The organism is Pseudoneobacillus rhizolycopersici (assembly GCF_054786815.1).
This window is the reverse complement of sequence record NZ_JBTOOE010000006.1, coordinates 13,969-29,175: the sequence shown is the minus strand read 5'-3', so window position 1 is coordinate 29,175 and position 15,207 is coordinate 13,969. Positions and strand designations below refer to the sequence as shown.

Genomic DNA, 15,207 nt, shown 5'->3' with positions numbered 1-15,207 from the left:
AATCAAGGCAAATATAACAAGAAGAAAATTAGTGAAAAAATAATTATTTATTGAAAAACGATAAATATTATGTTAAATTCAATATATTATTTAACTTAGTGAGGTGCTTTTTATGGAGAGAGGATCGACACTCTTTTTAAAATTAGCGGTTATTCTTATGGGAATCCCTGTTCTTGCTTTATGTATTTTTTTAGTGCCAAAGATAGGGGAATATGCTGCAGAGTTGTACCCCGAAATGGCATTTATTCAATATCTCGTTTTCATTAATATGTATGTGGCAGCCATTCCGTTTTACTTTGCCCTGTTTCAAGCATTTAAACTTTTAAGCTATATTGACAAAAACAATGCTTTCTCGCAAATTTCTGTCATTGCCTTAAAGAAAATAAAATATTGTGCAATCACAATCAGTACCATCTATGCGATAGGGATGCCACTATTTTATCTCGTAGCTGAGAGAGACGATGCACCTGGTATTATCATAATTGGATTGGTCTTGATTTTCGCCTCCATGGTGATTGCTTTTTTTGCAGCTGTTCTTCAGAGGCTATTAAAAGAGGCAATTGATATTAAATCTGAAAACGATTTAACGGTCTGAGGTGAATTAAATGGCGATTATTATCAATATTGATGTGATGTTGGCTAAACGGAAAATGAGTGTTACGGAGCTTTCAGAACGGGTTGGAATTACAATGGCCAACCTTTCTATTTTAAAAAATGGTAAAGCAAAGGCGATTCGGTTATCCACTCTAGAGGCGATTTGTAAGGCTTTAGACTGTCAACCTGGTGATATTTTAGAATACCGTAGCGATGATATCCAAGGAGAATAATCGAGTAAAAGGGGAGTATTTATGAATGTAACCATTCAAAAATGGAGACAAAATTCAGAGGGGCAAATCATGAGAGCACTAAAAAAACTTGTTCTCTTTGGTTGGGAGCAGGCATTATCATGTGTGTTTCCTGTTGTTATTTTTGCGTCGTTGGCTATGACAAAATTCATTTCCCTTCCCTTTCTACCAAGATATGACTGGCTGCTGATCATTTGCCTTTTAATGCAATGGTGGATGGTGCGCTCTGGTCTTGAATCACGGGATGAACTGAAGGTTATTACCGTGTTCCACCTTATTGGGCTTGCTCTTGAACTTTTTAAGGTGCACATGGGCTCTTGGTCTTATCCGGAGGAAGGATATTCAAAGATTTTTGGAGTGCCTTTGTATAGTGGATTTATGTATGCAAGTGTGGCAAGTTATCTATGCCAAGCTTGGCGAAGGTTGAAAGTTGAGTTAGTTAAATGGCCACCTTTTTGGGCGGTCGTTCCTCTGGCCGCAGCGATTTATTTGAATTTTTTTACCCACCATTATTGGATTGACATCCGTTGGTGGCTTTCTGGACTGGTTATCATCGTCTTTTGGCAATCATGGGTCTCCTACAAAGTTGCTGGAACCCATTATCGAATGCCACTTGCCCTTTCTTTTGTGCTGATTGGATTTTTTATCTGGATTGCTGAAAATATCGCCACGTTCTTTGGTGCTTGGCAATATCCAAACCAAGCGGAAGCATGGAGTCTCGTCCATCTAGGAAAGGTGAGTTCTTGGCTGTTATTAGTCATTGTCAGTTTTCTGATTGTAGCCACATTAAAGCAAGTAAAAGGGAAAAAGTCCCGTTTATTATGATAAAGTGGTAGGGTTCTGTCCAGTTAATAGTTTAACTGGACAGTTTTGCAATTTGGGGAGCTACTCTTTCAACTCAACGGAATTAATCACGCATGGCCCCGGCTTCTCGGGAAGTCATGGAACCTTGTCCCTGGCTAACATCTTTTTGAATTTCTTGCTTTACTTTTTGAACATCCGTTCCAGCAAAATCTGGCCTCATAACAGAGCCTGTATTCATAGTAGCTTGTTGATTCTTTTCCATAAAACTCCTCCATTCTTATTTTAATTCTCTTTAGTATGTATCAATAAGCAACATGATTATCCTTAGAAATAGATCTAAAAAGGATTATTGGTATGATGGAATGCAAAAAAAGCTTACTCAATGAGTAAGCTTATGGTCCGATATAGACACTATCACAAGTACCAGGTGCTGGTTCATAATAACAATGATTCTTAAATTGACCAGAAAAAGGTTGATCGTACCAGGTTGGAGGGCATGGAGCATATGGGTTAAAATACCAAAGGGCAAATTTTGCTGGATGTTGTCGCCAATAATCCAAATTCTGTTTCGCTAATCTTTTTTCAACGCCTCTTGCTCGTTGATAAAACATATTCCCTTTTTGAACAGCTTCAAAGGAGTAATTTCCTCCTTGTACTTGAAAGATAACCTGATTAACCGTTCTAACACTTTTAAAATCTGAACAATCTGCTTTTACACGATTAACAATAACATTACCAACATACAACATACCCTGTTTTCCTTCACCTTCAGCTTCTGCTCTCATCATCCTTGCCATTAAGTCAATGTCTGAGCTTCGGTAATTTATTCTTGGCATTTTTTTCACCCCCAAATTATATTATGAAAAAAAGCTGGCAATAATGAGACTTTTTCAGTCTATCTTCAATTAAAAATCTTTTACCCAAGTTATTCTAATTGTTAAATTAGGGGGTTACTAGTATTACATACTTTGGACAAATGGATTTATATTAATAAATAATAGGTCAAAAAAGGAATTTTCCTATTTTTGTAGAATTAAAGACTGATTGTATAGGTTTTAAAATCTTTTATAAATCGTGGGGGAATAATCAAATGTTATTACATAAATCTAATGAATCTCCAAATATTGCAAAACTACGAACAATAAAAGTTCCAGATGATTATGAACAACTTGCCAATTTATTAAACATGATTGAGCCAGGTTCGACAACTGCTCAAACCCTTGAAGCAGAGGATCAGCAAATTCCAACCACATCAAATCTAAATATAAATGAAAATGGACTTTTGGTTGGGTTTGGTAGAACACGAGTGATCGCTGAAACAGAAGATGGCCAAATCATTGGGTATGGTGCTTGTTACCGCGCTCCTTGGGTGGAGCCTGGTCAGGTTGGAAGTGTATTCTGCGTTCATCCTGATTTTCGCGGACAAGGGGTAGGCGCTGAAATTCTTTCCCTTTTAGAAAAATGGGCAAATGAACATAGAGCTTCTGTCTTATCATCTATCGTATTTGATTGGATAGATGAATCCCTTCCTTTTGTACAAAATCGTCATTTTTCGGTAGACGCACATATTTTTGAATTACAATTGAATGTGACTCAATTTGATCCTGCTAAATATGCCAATGTTGTAGACCAGGTTACTCAATCAGGTATTCGGTTTGTACCGTTATCCCAATTGCAGGGTGAAGTATCCGAACAAAAACTATACGAATTATGTGTCGAAACAATTCAGGATAATCCCGGTCAATACGGTAATCTACCGCCGTTTGGAGAGTGGCGAAAAGAGTTTTTCCCTGAAGGTGTTTCCCGATATGATTGGGTTTTTCTTGCTGTTGACGGTGATCGTTTTGTAGGAGTAACACAATTGTTTAGTACTGAAAATGCTGGATTGCTTTATACCAACTATACAGGTGTCCGAAAAGAATATCGTGGGAGAGGAATTGCAAAGGCATTAAAAATAATATCTATCAATGCAGCGATAAAAGAAGGGGCCCATACCATGACGACAGATTCAGAAGCAAATAATGCTCCTATGCAGCATATTAATAGAAGTCTTGGGTATCTTCCTGGTAAGGGGCATTATCGGATTCTAAAAACCATTGGCTAAGAATGGATCCGTTTCGTTTTTGCATGTGTGGAACACAATATTTTTTTCAAACCATTCCAGAAAACATCCTGTTAGACGAAGACGATTACTTAAGAAAACAATAGCTGGAAGTAAACGAGTTTTAAACCGTTTATTTTTCAGCTTTTTTTACTGCTCATATATTGAAAATCTTTAGGAAAGAAATGATGGGCTAAACATATTCTTGAAATATGACTTCTCTTGATGGGAGGATTAGTTTGGTGGACTGGAGGCAAATATGGGGGTTTTAGGTGTGCTTGAAAAGAACGATAGGGAGGTTAAGAGAATGGAAATGCACGTACGAACTTGGGGAGATCCACAAAAGCCAATGGTCATCTTTTTACATGCGCTAGCTAGCCACAGCGGCTGGTGGGAGTGGGTAGCACCTTATTTGGAAACAGATTACTATTTGGTCGCCCCTGATTTACGGGGGCATGGTAGAAGCCCATGGGGAGGTACTTACGGTTACGATGATTACGCAAAGGATATCGAACAACTTGCCAGTAAGTTCGATCGCCCGTATGCGATCGTTGGTCATTCGATGGGTGGTTATGTGGGTCTGAAAGTGGCGAGTCGTGGGGTTCGACCTCCTTTTTCTTTATTAGTGGCCGATATGAAAATTGATTCCCCAGAAGAGGAATTGGCGGGATTACATAAAGCTGCTGGGAGGAATGGGCGAATTTTTGAAACATTACAGGAAGCAGTGGCCAAATATAGGTTACTTCCACCACAACACAGCGCCCCAATGGAACGAGTGGTGCAGGTTGCGGAAGAGTGTTTCCTTGAACAAGAGGATGGTCGCTGGGTGGAAAGGTTTGATCGACGAACGTTGGCAATTGAAAATGTTGAATCAAGGGAATTGGCTAGTCAAATTAGCTGCCCAATATGGTTTGTGAGAGCAAAAGAAAGTCAAGTAATGCCAATTGAAGGGGCAAGGGATCTTGCGGAAATAACTGATGGGCCGCTATACGAGATGGAAGGTGCCTATCACCACTTGCCTTTGGAAATACCTGAAACCTTCGCTTTACTGATTAGGAACTTTATGAAGCAGAGTGGTGACTGGGTGTCTTGGGGATAAACCGGTCAAAGGTTTTATATGAATACACTAAAGCACAACTAGAGAAGTAGTTGTGCTTTTTGTTGTGGGGAGTGATGGTTCTAGCTTAGTTGCTGAGAATTAACGGATATAGTACTGCGGTGAATCACAATTGCCCCGTTAGAACATAAAAGTATTTACAAGGTGCTCTTTTGTAGAGATTTTTTTATGTGGACTCTAATAAAAAGCAAACAGGATTTTGAAATAGAAGAAGCGAATTAAGGAGGTAGATTAATTCGAAACAAAGAAAGGGAGTTTAACATGAAAGAACCACAAACTTTGGCTGAAGCCTACAAACAATCCAGGTACATGGTAATTGGCCATGGAGTTAGAGAGGTAGGAATCTTAAAAGAGGCATTAGAAAATGTAGATGGAAATCTCAATGCTGATCTTTATGGAAATGGAACCATTATAAATGACTTCGAACAGAAGATGGCAGATTATTTGGGTAAAGAAGCGGCTGTATTTTTCCCAAGTGGAACGATGGCCCAGCAAATTGCCTTAAGAATTTGGTGTGATGGAAAAGGAATTAAGAAGGTGGCTTACCACCCATTGTGTCACCTGGAAATCCATGAAGAGGATGGATTAAAGGAATTACACCATATTGAACCGATCTTACTGGCAGAAAAAGATCGCTTAATTCAATTAGAGGATGTGCTGGCCATCAATCAAGAAGTCTCTTGTTTGCTGTTGGAGCTACCGCAACGGGAAATTGGTGGCCAATTACCCCATTACGAGACGATTGTGGAAATTTCGAAGTTTTGCCGTGAAAAAGGGATAAAGCTACATCTAGATGGTGCTCGTTTATATGAAACATTACCTTTCTATCAAAAATCTGCAGCAGAAATTTGCTCTCTTTTCGATAGTGTCTATCTTTCTTTTTACAAAGGAATTGGTGGGATTGCCGGGGCGATTTTGGCAGGCGAAAGGGATTTTATTGATCAATCTAAGGTTTGGAAAAGACGCCATGGTGGGGACTTGATTAGTCTTTATCCATATATTTTGACCGCTGATTATTATTTTGATCAACGAATTTCAAAAATGGATCAGTATTACAAAAATGCTAAAGAACTGGCCGACTATTACAATCAGTGCCATCCATTGATAAAAACAGTCCCATTAAAGCCAGTGACAAATATGTTCCATGTTCATTTTGGGATTCCGAAAGAGACGTTGGAAGAAATTCTAATCGAAGTTTATAAAGAATCTGGAGTCGGGTTAATCAGTGGTCTTAAAGAAATTGATACGGAATCTTGTTATGGGGAAATTAGTCTTGGTGACAAGTACGAGACGGTTCCGCAAGAGTCCATTAAAGCTGCTTTTGCTCTTATTAAAACGAAGCTAGAAGCAGTCAATTAAACAGAGGGTTAAGGTGAAAAAACAATTCTCTTCTTTATGAATATTATACAAACAAACGTTCTATAATATAAATAAAGGAGGGAGCGGAATGCGTGGTATTTTGCTAAGGGCATTGGAATGTCAAACACCCTTGGAATTGATTTACATCTCAAAGGATGGCTCGATTTCACAACGATTCATTCGCTTAAAGGAGATCCAAGATGATCAAATTGTGGCTTACTGTTTGTTGAGAAAAAAATACCGTATGTTTAAGCTTTCCAATATCCTTGCCATCACACCTGTAAGAAAAAAATATAAAGGGGCTTAACAGAAACACTCCTCCTAATGAGGAGTGTTTTGTTATCAGTCAAAAAGATGGTGTCATAGTGGATAAATCTCACCAACAATCGCAAATTTGGAAAAGAAACTTGAAATTTCTCTCTTTATAATCATAATGAGGGGGGAAATAGATGGAGTTAATAAAGAAAAAGGATCCGTATCAGGTTTATATTTACACATGTTTTTTATCGCAATTATTTTTTACGTTCGTATTTACCGTGAATTTGTTATATCACGTGCAGGTGGTAAAACTTGATCCACTTCAATTAGTTTTGGTGGGCACCGTTCTAGAAGCCGCCGTATTTCTGTTTGAAATTCCAACGGGGATTGTGTCGGACTTGAAAAGTCGAAAATTATCTGTGATCATTGGTTTCTTTTTAATCGGAGCAGGTTTTTTAATAGAGGGTTTGTTTCCGTTTTTTGTAGCTGTGATCCTTTCGCAAATCTTGTGGGGGATTGGCTACACATTTACCAGTGGTGCTCATCAAGCTTGGATTGCCGATGAAATTGGGGAAGAAAGGGCGTCTTTTGCCTTTATCAATGGTTCTAAAGCTGGTAATCTTGGAAAGGTTTTTGCCATTCCTTTAAGCATTATAACGGGATACTTCATGATTAATCTGCCGATTATTATCGGCGGAATCTGTATGGTGGGACTCTCCGTTTTACTCATCCTCTTTATGAAGGAGGAGAATTTTAAGCCGGCTAATAAATCAGATAGGATTTCGACGTGGAAGAGTATGAAGGAGAATCTAGGACAGGTCGTTTATTATGCTAAAATCAATCGCCTCATGAGGTTGCTATTCTTGATTGCTTTGTTTTTTGGTTTTTATAGTGAAGGCTTTGACCGGCTATGGCTTTCCCACTTTATTAATGAAGTTAAATTACCCGATTCTTCTGACGGAACGGTAGTCATGATAACAGGAGGCATTCAATTTATCATTGTTTTAGCTTCCTTTACGGTTCTTCATTATGTAGGTAAAAGTACGGTTCATCAGCAGCTAAGATCCATTTATGTAGCGTTACTGATTGGCAGTAGTCTTATTATTATTTCTTTGGTTGGTTTCGCGGTATCATCTTCTGTCATTACGTTAATAAGTTTCTATGTTGTCATTCAATTAGCACGTTTGATTATGAATCCCTTAGAAAATGTCTGGCTCAACAAAATCATTCCTGATTCCTCAACGCGTGCGACATTCTTTTCGGTAAAAGGGCAGGTCGATGCCATTGGGCAAATAGGCGGTGGTCCGCTCATAGGCTTTGTCGCTATAGAATTTACATTAAAGGTAGCTATTTTGGTTAGTGCGATTCTGTTAACACCAGTGTTATTTTTATATAACTTGATTTTAAGAAATAGGGGCTATTCCTCTACTAAAAAGGTAGACCGTTCCGCTATGTAGATATTTATTTTATCAAACAGTATGACAAGTGCCAGTCACTTGTCGTTTTTTTCTGAAAAAACTTTATGATACCAATTTCCATCAAATGGGGTTAGAATAGGTATATTCATTTTTTCAAAAGTAGGAGAAGGACATTGAGTACAAATAATAATAAATATCAAGACCAATCTCTGTTTAGCATTACTTGGCCGCTATTTATCGAGATATCGCTACATATGAGTATGGGAATTATGGCGACGTTAATTTTAAGCGGATACTCGGATAATGCAGTTGCGGGGGTTGGAATTGCTAACCAAATTATCAATATTTTCATTTTAGTGTTTAACGTCACGGCTATTGGGGCGACGATTTTAATCGGTCAAAACCTTGGTGCCAACCGATTGGATAAGGCCCGCCGCCTTGGTATTTCTGCTTTCGGAGTGAACTTTTGGGTTGGAATCGTGATGAGTTTTGTCTTGTTTGCTTTTGGTGGTGTGTTTCTAAAGTTTTATGGACTGAGCGGAGAGGTTTATGATTTTGCCCATACCTTTTTAACCATCACTGGGTTGTCATTGTTCCTAGAATCGATATCGTTAGCCCTAAGTGCCGTGTTGCGGAGTTACGGTCATACAAGGGAAACGATGGTTGTAACGTTTATGATGAATATCATTAGCTTGATTGGTTATCTAATCGCCATTAAGGGCTGGTTTGGGATTCCTGTAACAGGAGTTGCCGGAGTTTCCTATTCCATTATCGTGGCTCGCATGTTTATCGTTGTGGCGTTATTTTACTTTGTTTATAAACAACTTGCATTGAAATTCTCTATTAAAGATATCTTTATTATCAATAAAAGTGATGTGAAGGGGCTTCTTTCCATAGGAGTTCCTTCTGCAGGAGAAAACATTTCATATCAGTTATCACAGGTGGTCATTACGAGTTTTGTTGCCTTAATCGGTGATGCAGCATTAGCCGCAAGGGTGTATATTTTAAATATCTCGATGCTTTGCTTCCTGTTTACAGTGGCCATAGCTCAAGGGGCACAGATATTAATTGCACGCTATATCGGTGCAAGGCAATATGACAGCGCACTTAAGCTAGGTTTAAAAACATTAAAGATATCCATGATTGTCTCAACGGTGATTTCACTTTTCTTTGCATTGACCGGAGAACGGATCTTAAATCTCTTTACGACCGATCCAGCGATTATCGCAATCGGGCTTCCCGTTTTATGGGCGATTGTGTTTATCGAATCTGGTCGTGCCATGAATATCGTATTAATGGGTTCATTAAAATCAACTGGCGATGTGCGATTCCCGGTTGTCATCGGAATCATTTGTATGTGGGGAGTAGCCGTATTATTTAGTTATTTTTTCGGAATATTATTTGGATTAGGCCTGTTGGGAATTTGGCTGGCACAAGGATTCGATGAGTGGGTGCGTGGGATTTTCGCATGGCGACGTTGGTTATCCCAGCCTTGGTTAAAGAAGAAGATTGTGAAAGAAAAGGTGAGTGTTTAATTTTAGAGGGTGATTCGTTCACCCTCTTTGTTTTTCTTTAATGGGTACATAAATTTCCATATAAATTTTATCAAAGTCCCAGTAGTGACAATGTTCGTCATAGTACTCAAAATCATTAGCGTCTTCATCCACTTCATAGGAGGACTCCGGAAACCAGTCCTCAAGAATGTACCTCCAAGTACCTTTAATGGCAGAAGCAAATTTTTCAACCTCAACAGGAGGTGTACGAAAGATCCCATAAGTAGCCGAAGGAATTTGGAACCTCGTTAAGTCAGCTGGAATTGGCGTAACTTCATCATCTTCTACTGCAAATAGATAGGTGAACCGTTCTTCTGTGACGCTTATATTGATGCAATACTCCCCATGCTTTTTAGGGGATAAGACCGAGTAGAGCATCTTTTCTATCGAACCATCTGCCAATCCTTCCTCATCCCAAAAAGCCGGTGCATCCCTTGTGTAAGAAACATTTTTCATGTCCATAGCAAACGTCTTCCCCGCCACCCAAAAAGAAGGTCGGTTCACAATCATTGGTTGCATCACGATACCACCGACCTTTTTTTGCTGGATGCTCCATAAATCTAGTTTTTGTGGTAGTGATGTAGGACAATGCCTTTTATATAGACTTGGCGGGCTACCGAAGCATCTTTTAAAAGCTTTGGTAAAACCAGCATGCGTTTCAAATCCATAATCCATAGCGATTTCGAGTATTTTTCGGCCATTCACCAATTCATACAAGGCATACTGCAGTTTTCTTTTTAAAACATAATCCATTAAGGTATAGCCAATCGTCTTTTGAAAAACTCGATAAAAATGGAAAGGGGAGTAACCAACCATTTTTGCAAGCATTTCAGGTTCGATATCTTCTTTAATATGTTCCTCTATATAATCAATTACCTGTTGTAATAATTTTATCTGGTCCAATTGCCATCACCACTTATGTTAAAGAATGTAAAAAATATTTTAGGTATATATTTTAACATTGTTATTCAATAAAAGGTATTACAATGAAAATATGGGTTTTCTAACCTATTATTCCATTAATTGACGAATTGCGATTCTAGAAATAGAATGATGGTAACCTAAAAAATGATTAAATGTCAACAGCCAAGAGTATTCAGGTTAGGTCAAGAAGGGAGTAGAAAATGAGCAAAATTGATAGGTTAATTACTTGGGTCGAGGATATTAAAGAAAAAAATAACAGCAGCGCTTCTGCTTTATACATAATGAAAGATAATAGAGTGATGGTTGAACATTATAGTGGACATCATTCGAATTCTGCCGATGCAGCGCCTATCCAGCCGTCCTCACAGTTCTATGTTGCTTCAGCAGAAAAGAGTTATCTTGGTTTATCCGTGGCGTATGCTTTATATGAAGGGAAAATCAAAAGTCTCGATGACCTAGCCATTCATTATTTTGATGATTTGGATGAACAATTACTAGGAAATACTACGATACGTCATCTAGTCACTCATTCACATGGCTTAAATGAAAATGCAGATGGTGCCATTTTCAGAGAGTTTGAACCAGGACAAGGATGGGCATATAGGGACATTAATGTTTTAATGATGACTCGATTAGTTAATCGGCTTTTTCATAAAAGCTACCCTGAGTTGCTTCACGAAAGGATTTTTTCCCCTCTGGGGTTCAAGGAAACAACTTGGCCAACCATTGGTCATGATGCATTAGTAACTGAAATTATACATGCAGATACCGAGGGTACCTATCATTTGGGTTGTTCTGAAGACGAATCTAATAACCTTCATGTATCAGCAAGGGAGTTTGCCCAATGGGGAAATCTTCACTTGAATAAAGGAAACATCAACGGGAAACAAATTGTTCCAAAGGAAGTCATTGAAATAGCTACCCGTGTTCAATGCCCTCATTATCAAAATCCCCAACTACCACAAAATGGGATATTTTGGTATGTGCAAGGAACACCTGTCGGTTTAAGCGAGATTGGAGAAAGGGTACCAAAAGGATCCTATCAAATTTTAGGGGTAACGGGGCCAACACTACTCGTCATTCCTGAATATAACTTAGTTGTAGTAAAAATGTATAATAAACGTTACAACTACGGTGGGGATCATTACTTATACTACTTAAGGGAATTTAGTAATCTAGTAGCTGATACTTTTAAAGAGTAACGAATAGAATTTGTAAAAATCGAGGGATGGTTTAAGTTTTTGACTTGTTAAAAAAGAAATGATAAAAGGGGTATGGAAATTTTGACGGTAGATGTTTTAGGAAAGTTAGAAAAGAAGCTTAGAGGAATAAAAGTAGAAGGGTTTATTATTGAACAAGGGAATAAAAGAATTTTTGAGTATGTGAAGAATAAAAAGGTCCAAGTAAAGCCAACCAAGGTTTATTCGATAACGAAAAGTATCGTTTCCATTCTAATCGGAATATTGGTTGATAAAGGGTTGATAAAAAATATCCACAGTCCGATTTCCGACTACTTTCCCGAATTATTAAACTCTAATGAACGATGGAAAAGGGATATTTCGATCTTTCACTTGCTTACGATGACTTCTGGTTTAAAAGTGATAGAGTTTCAAGGAACTAAAAATTGGGTTAAAACGATTTTAGAACAACCGAGCATATATGAACCGGGTTCGACTTTTCAATATAATTCAGGTGATTCCCACCTGTTAAGTGCAATTATTAAAAAAGTCTCCGGAATGCCAACTGCCACTTTTGCCGAAGAGTATCTATTTAGTCCTTTGGGAATCAATAAAACTATATGGGTAGCTGACCCTCAAGGAATTCACGGTGGTGGATTCAGTATTTCATTAAATTTAGAGGATATGATGAAAATGGGAATCCTCCTGCAAAATAAAGGAAAATATTTGTCTAAACCAATAGTATCTGCGGAATGGGTAATAGAGGCGAGTAGCCCTTATAAACATGTTGAATCCACAGCTAACGGCTCATACGGATATGGCTATCAGCTTTGGACGTACGAGGGCTCTCAGGCTGAAAATCCAATTAATTATTTCTGTGCTAGTGGATTATACGGACAATACATTTTCATTGTTCCAAAATTAAAAATCGTGGCCGTTGTGAAAAGTCAGCTACAAAAGGATGATCAATCTTTAACGAGATTATATTTTGAGGAATTTTTACAAAGCTTATAACGAAGTAAAATGTATATGCTAATATTTATTCATTTTTTCTTAATGTTAATTTTGAAACTATCAAAGCAGGTTACTTTCGTTAGGAGAAAATCTATTGATAGGTGTTGAACACTTATAAATTGTGGTTTTATTACGCTATATATTGGAGTGGTTGTTTGTGGAAAAAGGAATGATTATTGTTCTTAATGGCGTATCTAGTTCAGGAAAATCAACGCTAGCAAAAGAAATTGAAAAGTTACTTCCTGACTATTTTTCTTTTAGTATAGATGATTATGATTTAGTTATCGAGAAAATGGAAGATAGAGAAAACCAACGGCTAATACCCGTTGAAACAGAGTATTTTTATTATAAAAATGTGGGTATGTTCTCAGATCGTGGTGTTAACTTGATACTTGACCAGATTTTACATGACCCCTTAACATTAAAAAATTTTTATGAATCCCTGAACTCATATCCCATTCTTTTTGTGGGAGTTCATTGCCCTGTGGAGGAGCTTAACCGTAGAGAACATTCAAGAGGAGATCGCCGAATTGGGCAAGCAGTTTCTCAACTCGAGTTTGTACATCAGCAAGAAATTTATGATATGGAAGTTAACACATATACCGATTCTATGATTGATTGTGCAGTAAAGATTGTGGATCGAATAAAAAGTAATCTACCATTAGTAGGATTTCAAAATTCTTTCGCCGAATTCAATTCTTCAAGAGGTTGCATCAAATAATTGATAAAATCTTTTAAAAATTCATTCTATGGAATGTGAAACAGTTGAGATAAGCTAATGGAGGCGTTTGTAGCTTAAGCTGGTTAATAAGAAAGCCGAGAATACGAGTTTTTATTCATTAAAACTTGTTTTTCTCGGCTTTTTGGTGCTGAATCAGGTAAAGGGCAGGTTAGGTTAGGAGGAATTTGAAACTTTTTCCATAACCATTCGTATTTGAAGTATGATTAATAAAAAAGTAATGAAGGCAAATAGTTATGGGATGCGTTACTACGCAGTGGGAGTTAACCAAACGATAGGAATGTATGGGGGAATGAATATGTTTAATGGAATTTTATATGCCATTCTTGTATTTCTAGTGCCGGTTCTTTTTGTATATATAGATCAAGGTCAACATGTACTTACTTCCTTTTTAATAAGTTCACTCATATTCAATATTTATCTAGTAGTGAAAATAAATAAATTGAACAAAAAATAACCTATTACTTTAGGGAAGTAACCAATGCTTAATGTGGGGAAGGATGATAATAGAATAATGAATAATATCGATAAAAGAAATCGTTTAGGTGACGAGCCTTTTCATTTTCGAGTGACAAAAGATAATACAGTCTTTTTGGATTATAATGGTAGACAGGTAAAAGTTTTAAAAGGAACAGAAGCAGAGAAATTTTTAAAGAGAATGAAAGTTGCTGAAAATACAACAGAAGAACAATTAGTAATGGCAAAGATAACTGGAAATTTCAAACGGGGTAATGAACGAAAAACGGAAGGAAACCCATATTAAAATTCCACTTTACAAGCAATCCTTAGAAACATTAGCTGAAAGGAATTCCTATCAAAGTATCAATATAGTAAGGAGTTAAGAACGAATGAAATGCTTAGTTGCTAAAGGTGGTATTGCGTATGAAGTGGAAGGCAGTGGTTTTCCACTACTAATTTTACACTCAATGGGGACCGATCACCGTTCCATGAAGGCTTGGCTTGAACCAGTATTTACGAGCCTTGAAGGTTTTCAAAGAATATACATTGATTTACCTGCTCATGGGCAAAGTTTGATTGACAAAACTTTCAGTTCTTCAGATGATGCGCTAATGAATATATTAGACTTTATTGATCAAATCATTCCAAACCAAGACTTTTCTTTGATTGGCTTTTCCTACGGCGGTTATTTAGCACAAGGAATCATGCATAAACGACTTAACAACGTAAAAGGGATATGTTTACTGGCAACGGCTCTTCATAAGAAGGATAGGAATCTTCCTGTCAAAGTTGTCATTAAAAAGGAAGAAGAATTGAAAGAATTAGATCCTGATCTCCTAACAGCCTTTGAGACGCTGATGACCTATCAAACGAAAGAGAACCTAGAATACTTTTTAAAAGAAATTCAACCTGGAAGAATATTAGCCAATCGAAACTTTCTTGCTTCAAATTGGAGAGAAAAAGGCTATTTCCTTAGTGAAGAGCCACTCAAGGATACAGAAAATCTACAGCATCCTGCATTAATTTTAACAGGAAAACAAGACTCAATATGCGGTTATAAAGACCATCTTTCACTTTTTGAGAAATTTTCGAATGCCTCGTTTGTGGTATTAAATCAGGCGGGTCATATGCTTCAAATTGAAAAAAGGGAAATGGTTCAAGAACTGATTAAGGACTGGTTAATGAGTGAACAGATTTGATTTTAATAAATAGTTAAAGATCCAATATATGCAAGATTTATCTTTGCATAGCTTGGATTTTTCTATTTATGGCAATTCATGGGGCGGTTAATGAGACATATCATTTCCATTATTGTAAAATTAAGTATATATCACTATGGGTAAATAGCAAATCTCAATTAGATATGCATAGAAATAATTGACTTTATTCATGATACCTTATTTTTCGGGATTGGAGGACAAAGATCATCAATCAATAC

The 15,207-nt window shown here is 37.3% G+C and carries 17 protein-coding genes; 14 read left to right on the top strand and 3 right to left on the bottom strand.

Annotated elements, in window-relative coordinates; translation table 11 throughout:
• Positions 1–112 precede the first annotated feature (112 nt).
• The 3 genes from ACX9YW_RS08420 to ACX9YW_RS08410 all read left to right on the top strand — a co-directional run bounded on the left by ACX9YW_RS08420 (position 113) and on the right by ACX9YW_RS08410 (position 1,670).
• A complete protein-coding gene (locus tag ACX9YW_RS08420; protein WP_460344766.1) occupies positions 113–595 on the top strand; it encodes a DUF2975 domain-containing protein in 483 nt (160 codons plus the stop codon).
• A 10-nt stretch (positions 596–605) separates the two neighbouring features.
• Positions 606–827, top strand: a complete 222-nt coding sequence (locus ACX9YW_RS08415; RefSeq protein ID WP_460344764.1) for a helix-turn-helix domain-containing protein — start codon at positions 606–608, stop codon at positions 825–827.
• Between the two features lie 69 nt (positions 828–896).
• Complete coding sequence (locus ACX9YW_RS08410; RefSeq protein WP_460345215.1) at positions 897–1,670, top strand: DUF817 domain-containing protein; 774 nt, start codon at positions 897–899, stop codon at positions 1,668–1,670.
• Positions 1,671–1,752: 82 nt separating this feature from the next.
• Here the strand turns inward: ACX9YW_RS08410 and ACX9YW_RS08405 are convergent, their stop codons facing one another.
• Entirely contained in the window at positions 1,753–1,911 is a 159-nt protein-coding gene (locus ACX9YW_RS08405; protein WP_460344762.1) for a hypothetical protein, read from the bottom strand.
• Positions 1,912–2,041: 130 nt separating this feature from the next.
• Complete coding sequence (locus ACX9YW_RS08400; RefSeq protein ID WP_460344759.1) at positions 2,042–2,485, bottom strand: cell wall hydrolase; 444 nt, start codon at positions 2,483–2,485, stop codon at positions 2,042–2,044.
• Between the two features lie 254 nt (positions 2,486–2,739).
• Here ACX9YW_RS08400 and ACX9YW_RS08395 point away from each other — a divergent pair, with 254 nt between their 5' ends.
• From ACX9YW_RS08395 to ACX9YW_RS08370, 6 genes are all read left to right on the top strand, one after another.
• Positions 2,740–3,753, top strand: coding sequence for a GNAT family N-acetyltransferase (locus ACX9YW_RS08395; protein ID WP_460344756.1), 1,014 nt, complete (start codon positions 2,740–2,742; stop codon positions 3,751–3,753).
• Positions 3,754–4,057: 304 nt separating this feature from the next.
• Positions 4,058–4,849, top strand: a complete 792-nt coding sequence (locus ACX9YW_RS08390; RefSeq protein ID WP_460344753.1) for an alpha/beta fold hydrolase — start codon at positions 4,058–4,060, stop codon at positions 4,847–4,849.
• 279 nt (positions 4,850–5,128) lie between these two features.
• The gene (locus ACX9YW_RS08385) at positions 5,129–6,226 is read left to right on the top strand and encodes a threonine aldolase family protein (RefSeq protein WP_460344750.1); all 1,098 of its coding nucleotides are present in this window, start codon (positions 5,129–5,131) and stop codon (positions 6,224–6,226) included.
• An 88-nt stretch (positions 6,227–6,314) separates the two neighbouring features.
• A complete protein-coding gene (locus ACX9YW_RS08380) occupies positions 6,315–6,533 on the top strand; it encodes a hypothetical protein (protein WP_460344747.1) in 219 nt (72 codons plus the stop codon).
• A gap of 142 nt (positions 6,534–6,675) precedes the next feature.
• Positions 6,676–7,941 carry an MFS transporter gene (locus ACX9YW_RS08375; RefSeq protein ID WP_460344744.1) on the top strand — a complete coding sequence of 422 codons (1,266 nt, stop codon included), beginning with the start codon at positions 6,676–6,678 and terminating at the stop codon, positions 7,939–7,941.
• Positions 7,942–8,075: 134 nt separating this feature from the next.
• Positions 8,076–9,437 carry an MATE family efflux transporter gene (locus ACX9YW_RS08370; RefSeq protein WP_460344741.1) on the top strand — a complete coding sequence of 454 codons (1,362 nt, stop codon included), beginning with the start codon at positions 8,076–8,078 and terminating at the stop codon, positions 9,435–9,437.
• 18 nt (positions 9,438–9,455) lie between these two features.
• Here the strand turns inward: ACX9YW_RS08370 and ACX9YW_RS08365 are convergent, their stop codons facing one another.
• Positions 9,456–10,358 carry an AraC family transcriptional regulator gene (locus ACX9YW_RS08365; RefSeq protein WP_460344738.1) on the bottom strand — a complete coding sequence of 301 codons (903 nt, stop codon included), beginning with the start codon at positions 10,356–10,358 and terminating at the stop codon, positions 9,456–9,458.
• A gap of 221 nt (positions 10,359–10,579) precedes the next feature.
• Here ACX9YW_RS08365 and ACX9YW_RS08360 point away from each other — a divergent pair, with 221 nt between their 5' ends.
• From ACX9YW_RS08360 to ACX9YW_RS08340, 5 genes are all read left to right on the top strand, one after another.
• On the top strand, positions 10,580–11,581 hold the full coding sequence (locus ACX9YW_RS08360) for a serine hydrolase domain-containing protein (RefSeq protein ID WP_460344735.1): 1,002 nt from the start codon (positions 10,580–10,582) through the stop codon (positions 11,579–11,581).
• An 81-nt stretch (positions 11,582–11,662) separates the two neighbouring features.
• The gene (locus ACX9YW_RS08355; protein WP_460344732.1) at positions 11,663–12,571 is read left to right on the top strand and encodes a serine hydrolase domain-containing protein; all 909 of its coding nucleotides are present in this window, start codon (positions 11,663–11,665) and stop codon (positions 12,569–12,571) included.
• Positions 12,572–12,728: 157 nt separating this feature from the next.
• A complete protein-coding gene (locus tag ACX9YW_RS08350; protein ID WP_460344729.1) occupies positions 12,729–13,292 on the top strand; it encodes a chloramphenicol phosphotransferase CPT family protein in 564 nt (187 codons plus the stop codon).
• Positions 13,293–13,824: 532 nt separating this feature from the next.
• Positions 13,825–14,073, top strand: coding sequence for a hypothetical protein (locus tag ACX9YW_RS08345; protein ID WP_460344726.1), 249 nt, complete (start codon positions 13,825–13,827; stop codon positions 14,071–14,073).
• Positions 14,074–14,158: 85 nt separating this feature from the next.
• Positions 14,159–14,968: an alpha/beta fold hydrolase gene (locus ACX9YW_RS08340; RefSeq protein ID WP_460344723.1), complete on the top strand. Its 810-nt coding sequence runs from the start codon at positions 14,159–14,161 to the stop codon at positions 14,966–14,968.
• The last annotated feature ends 239 nt before the right edge of the window (positions 14,969–15,207 follow it).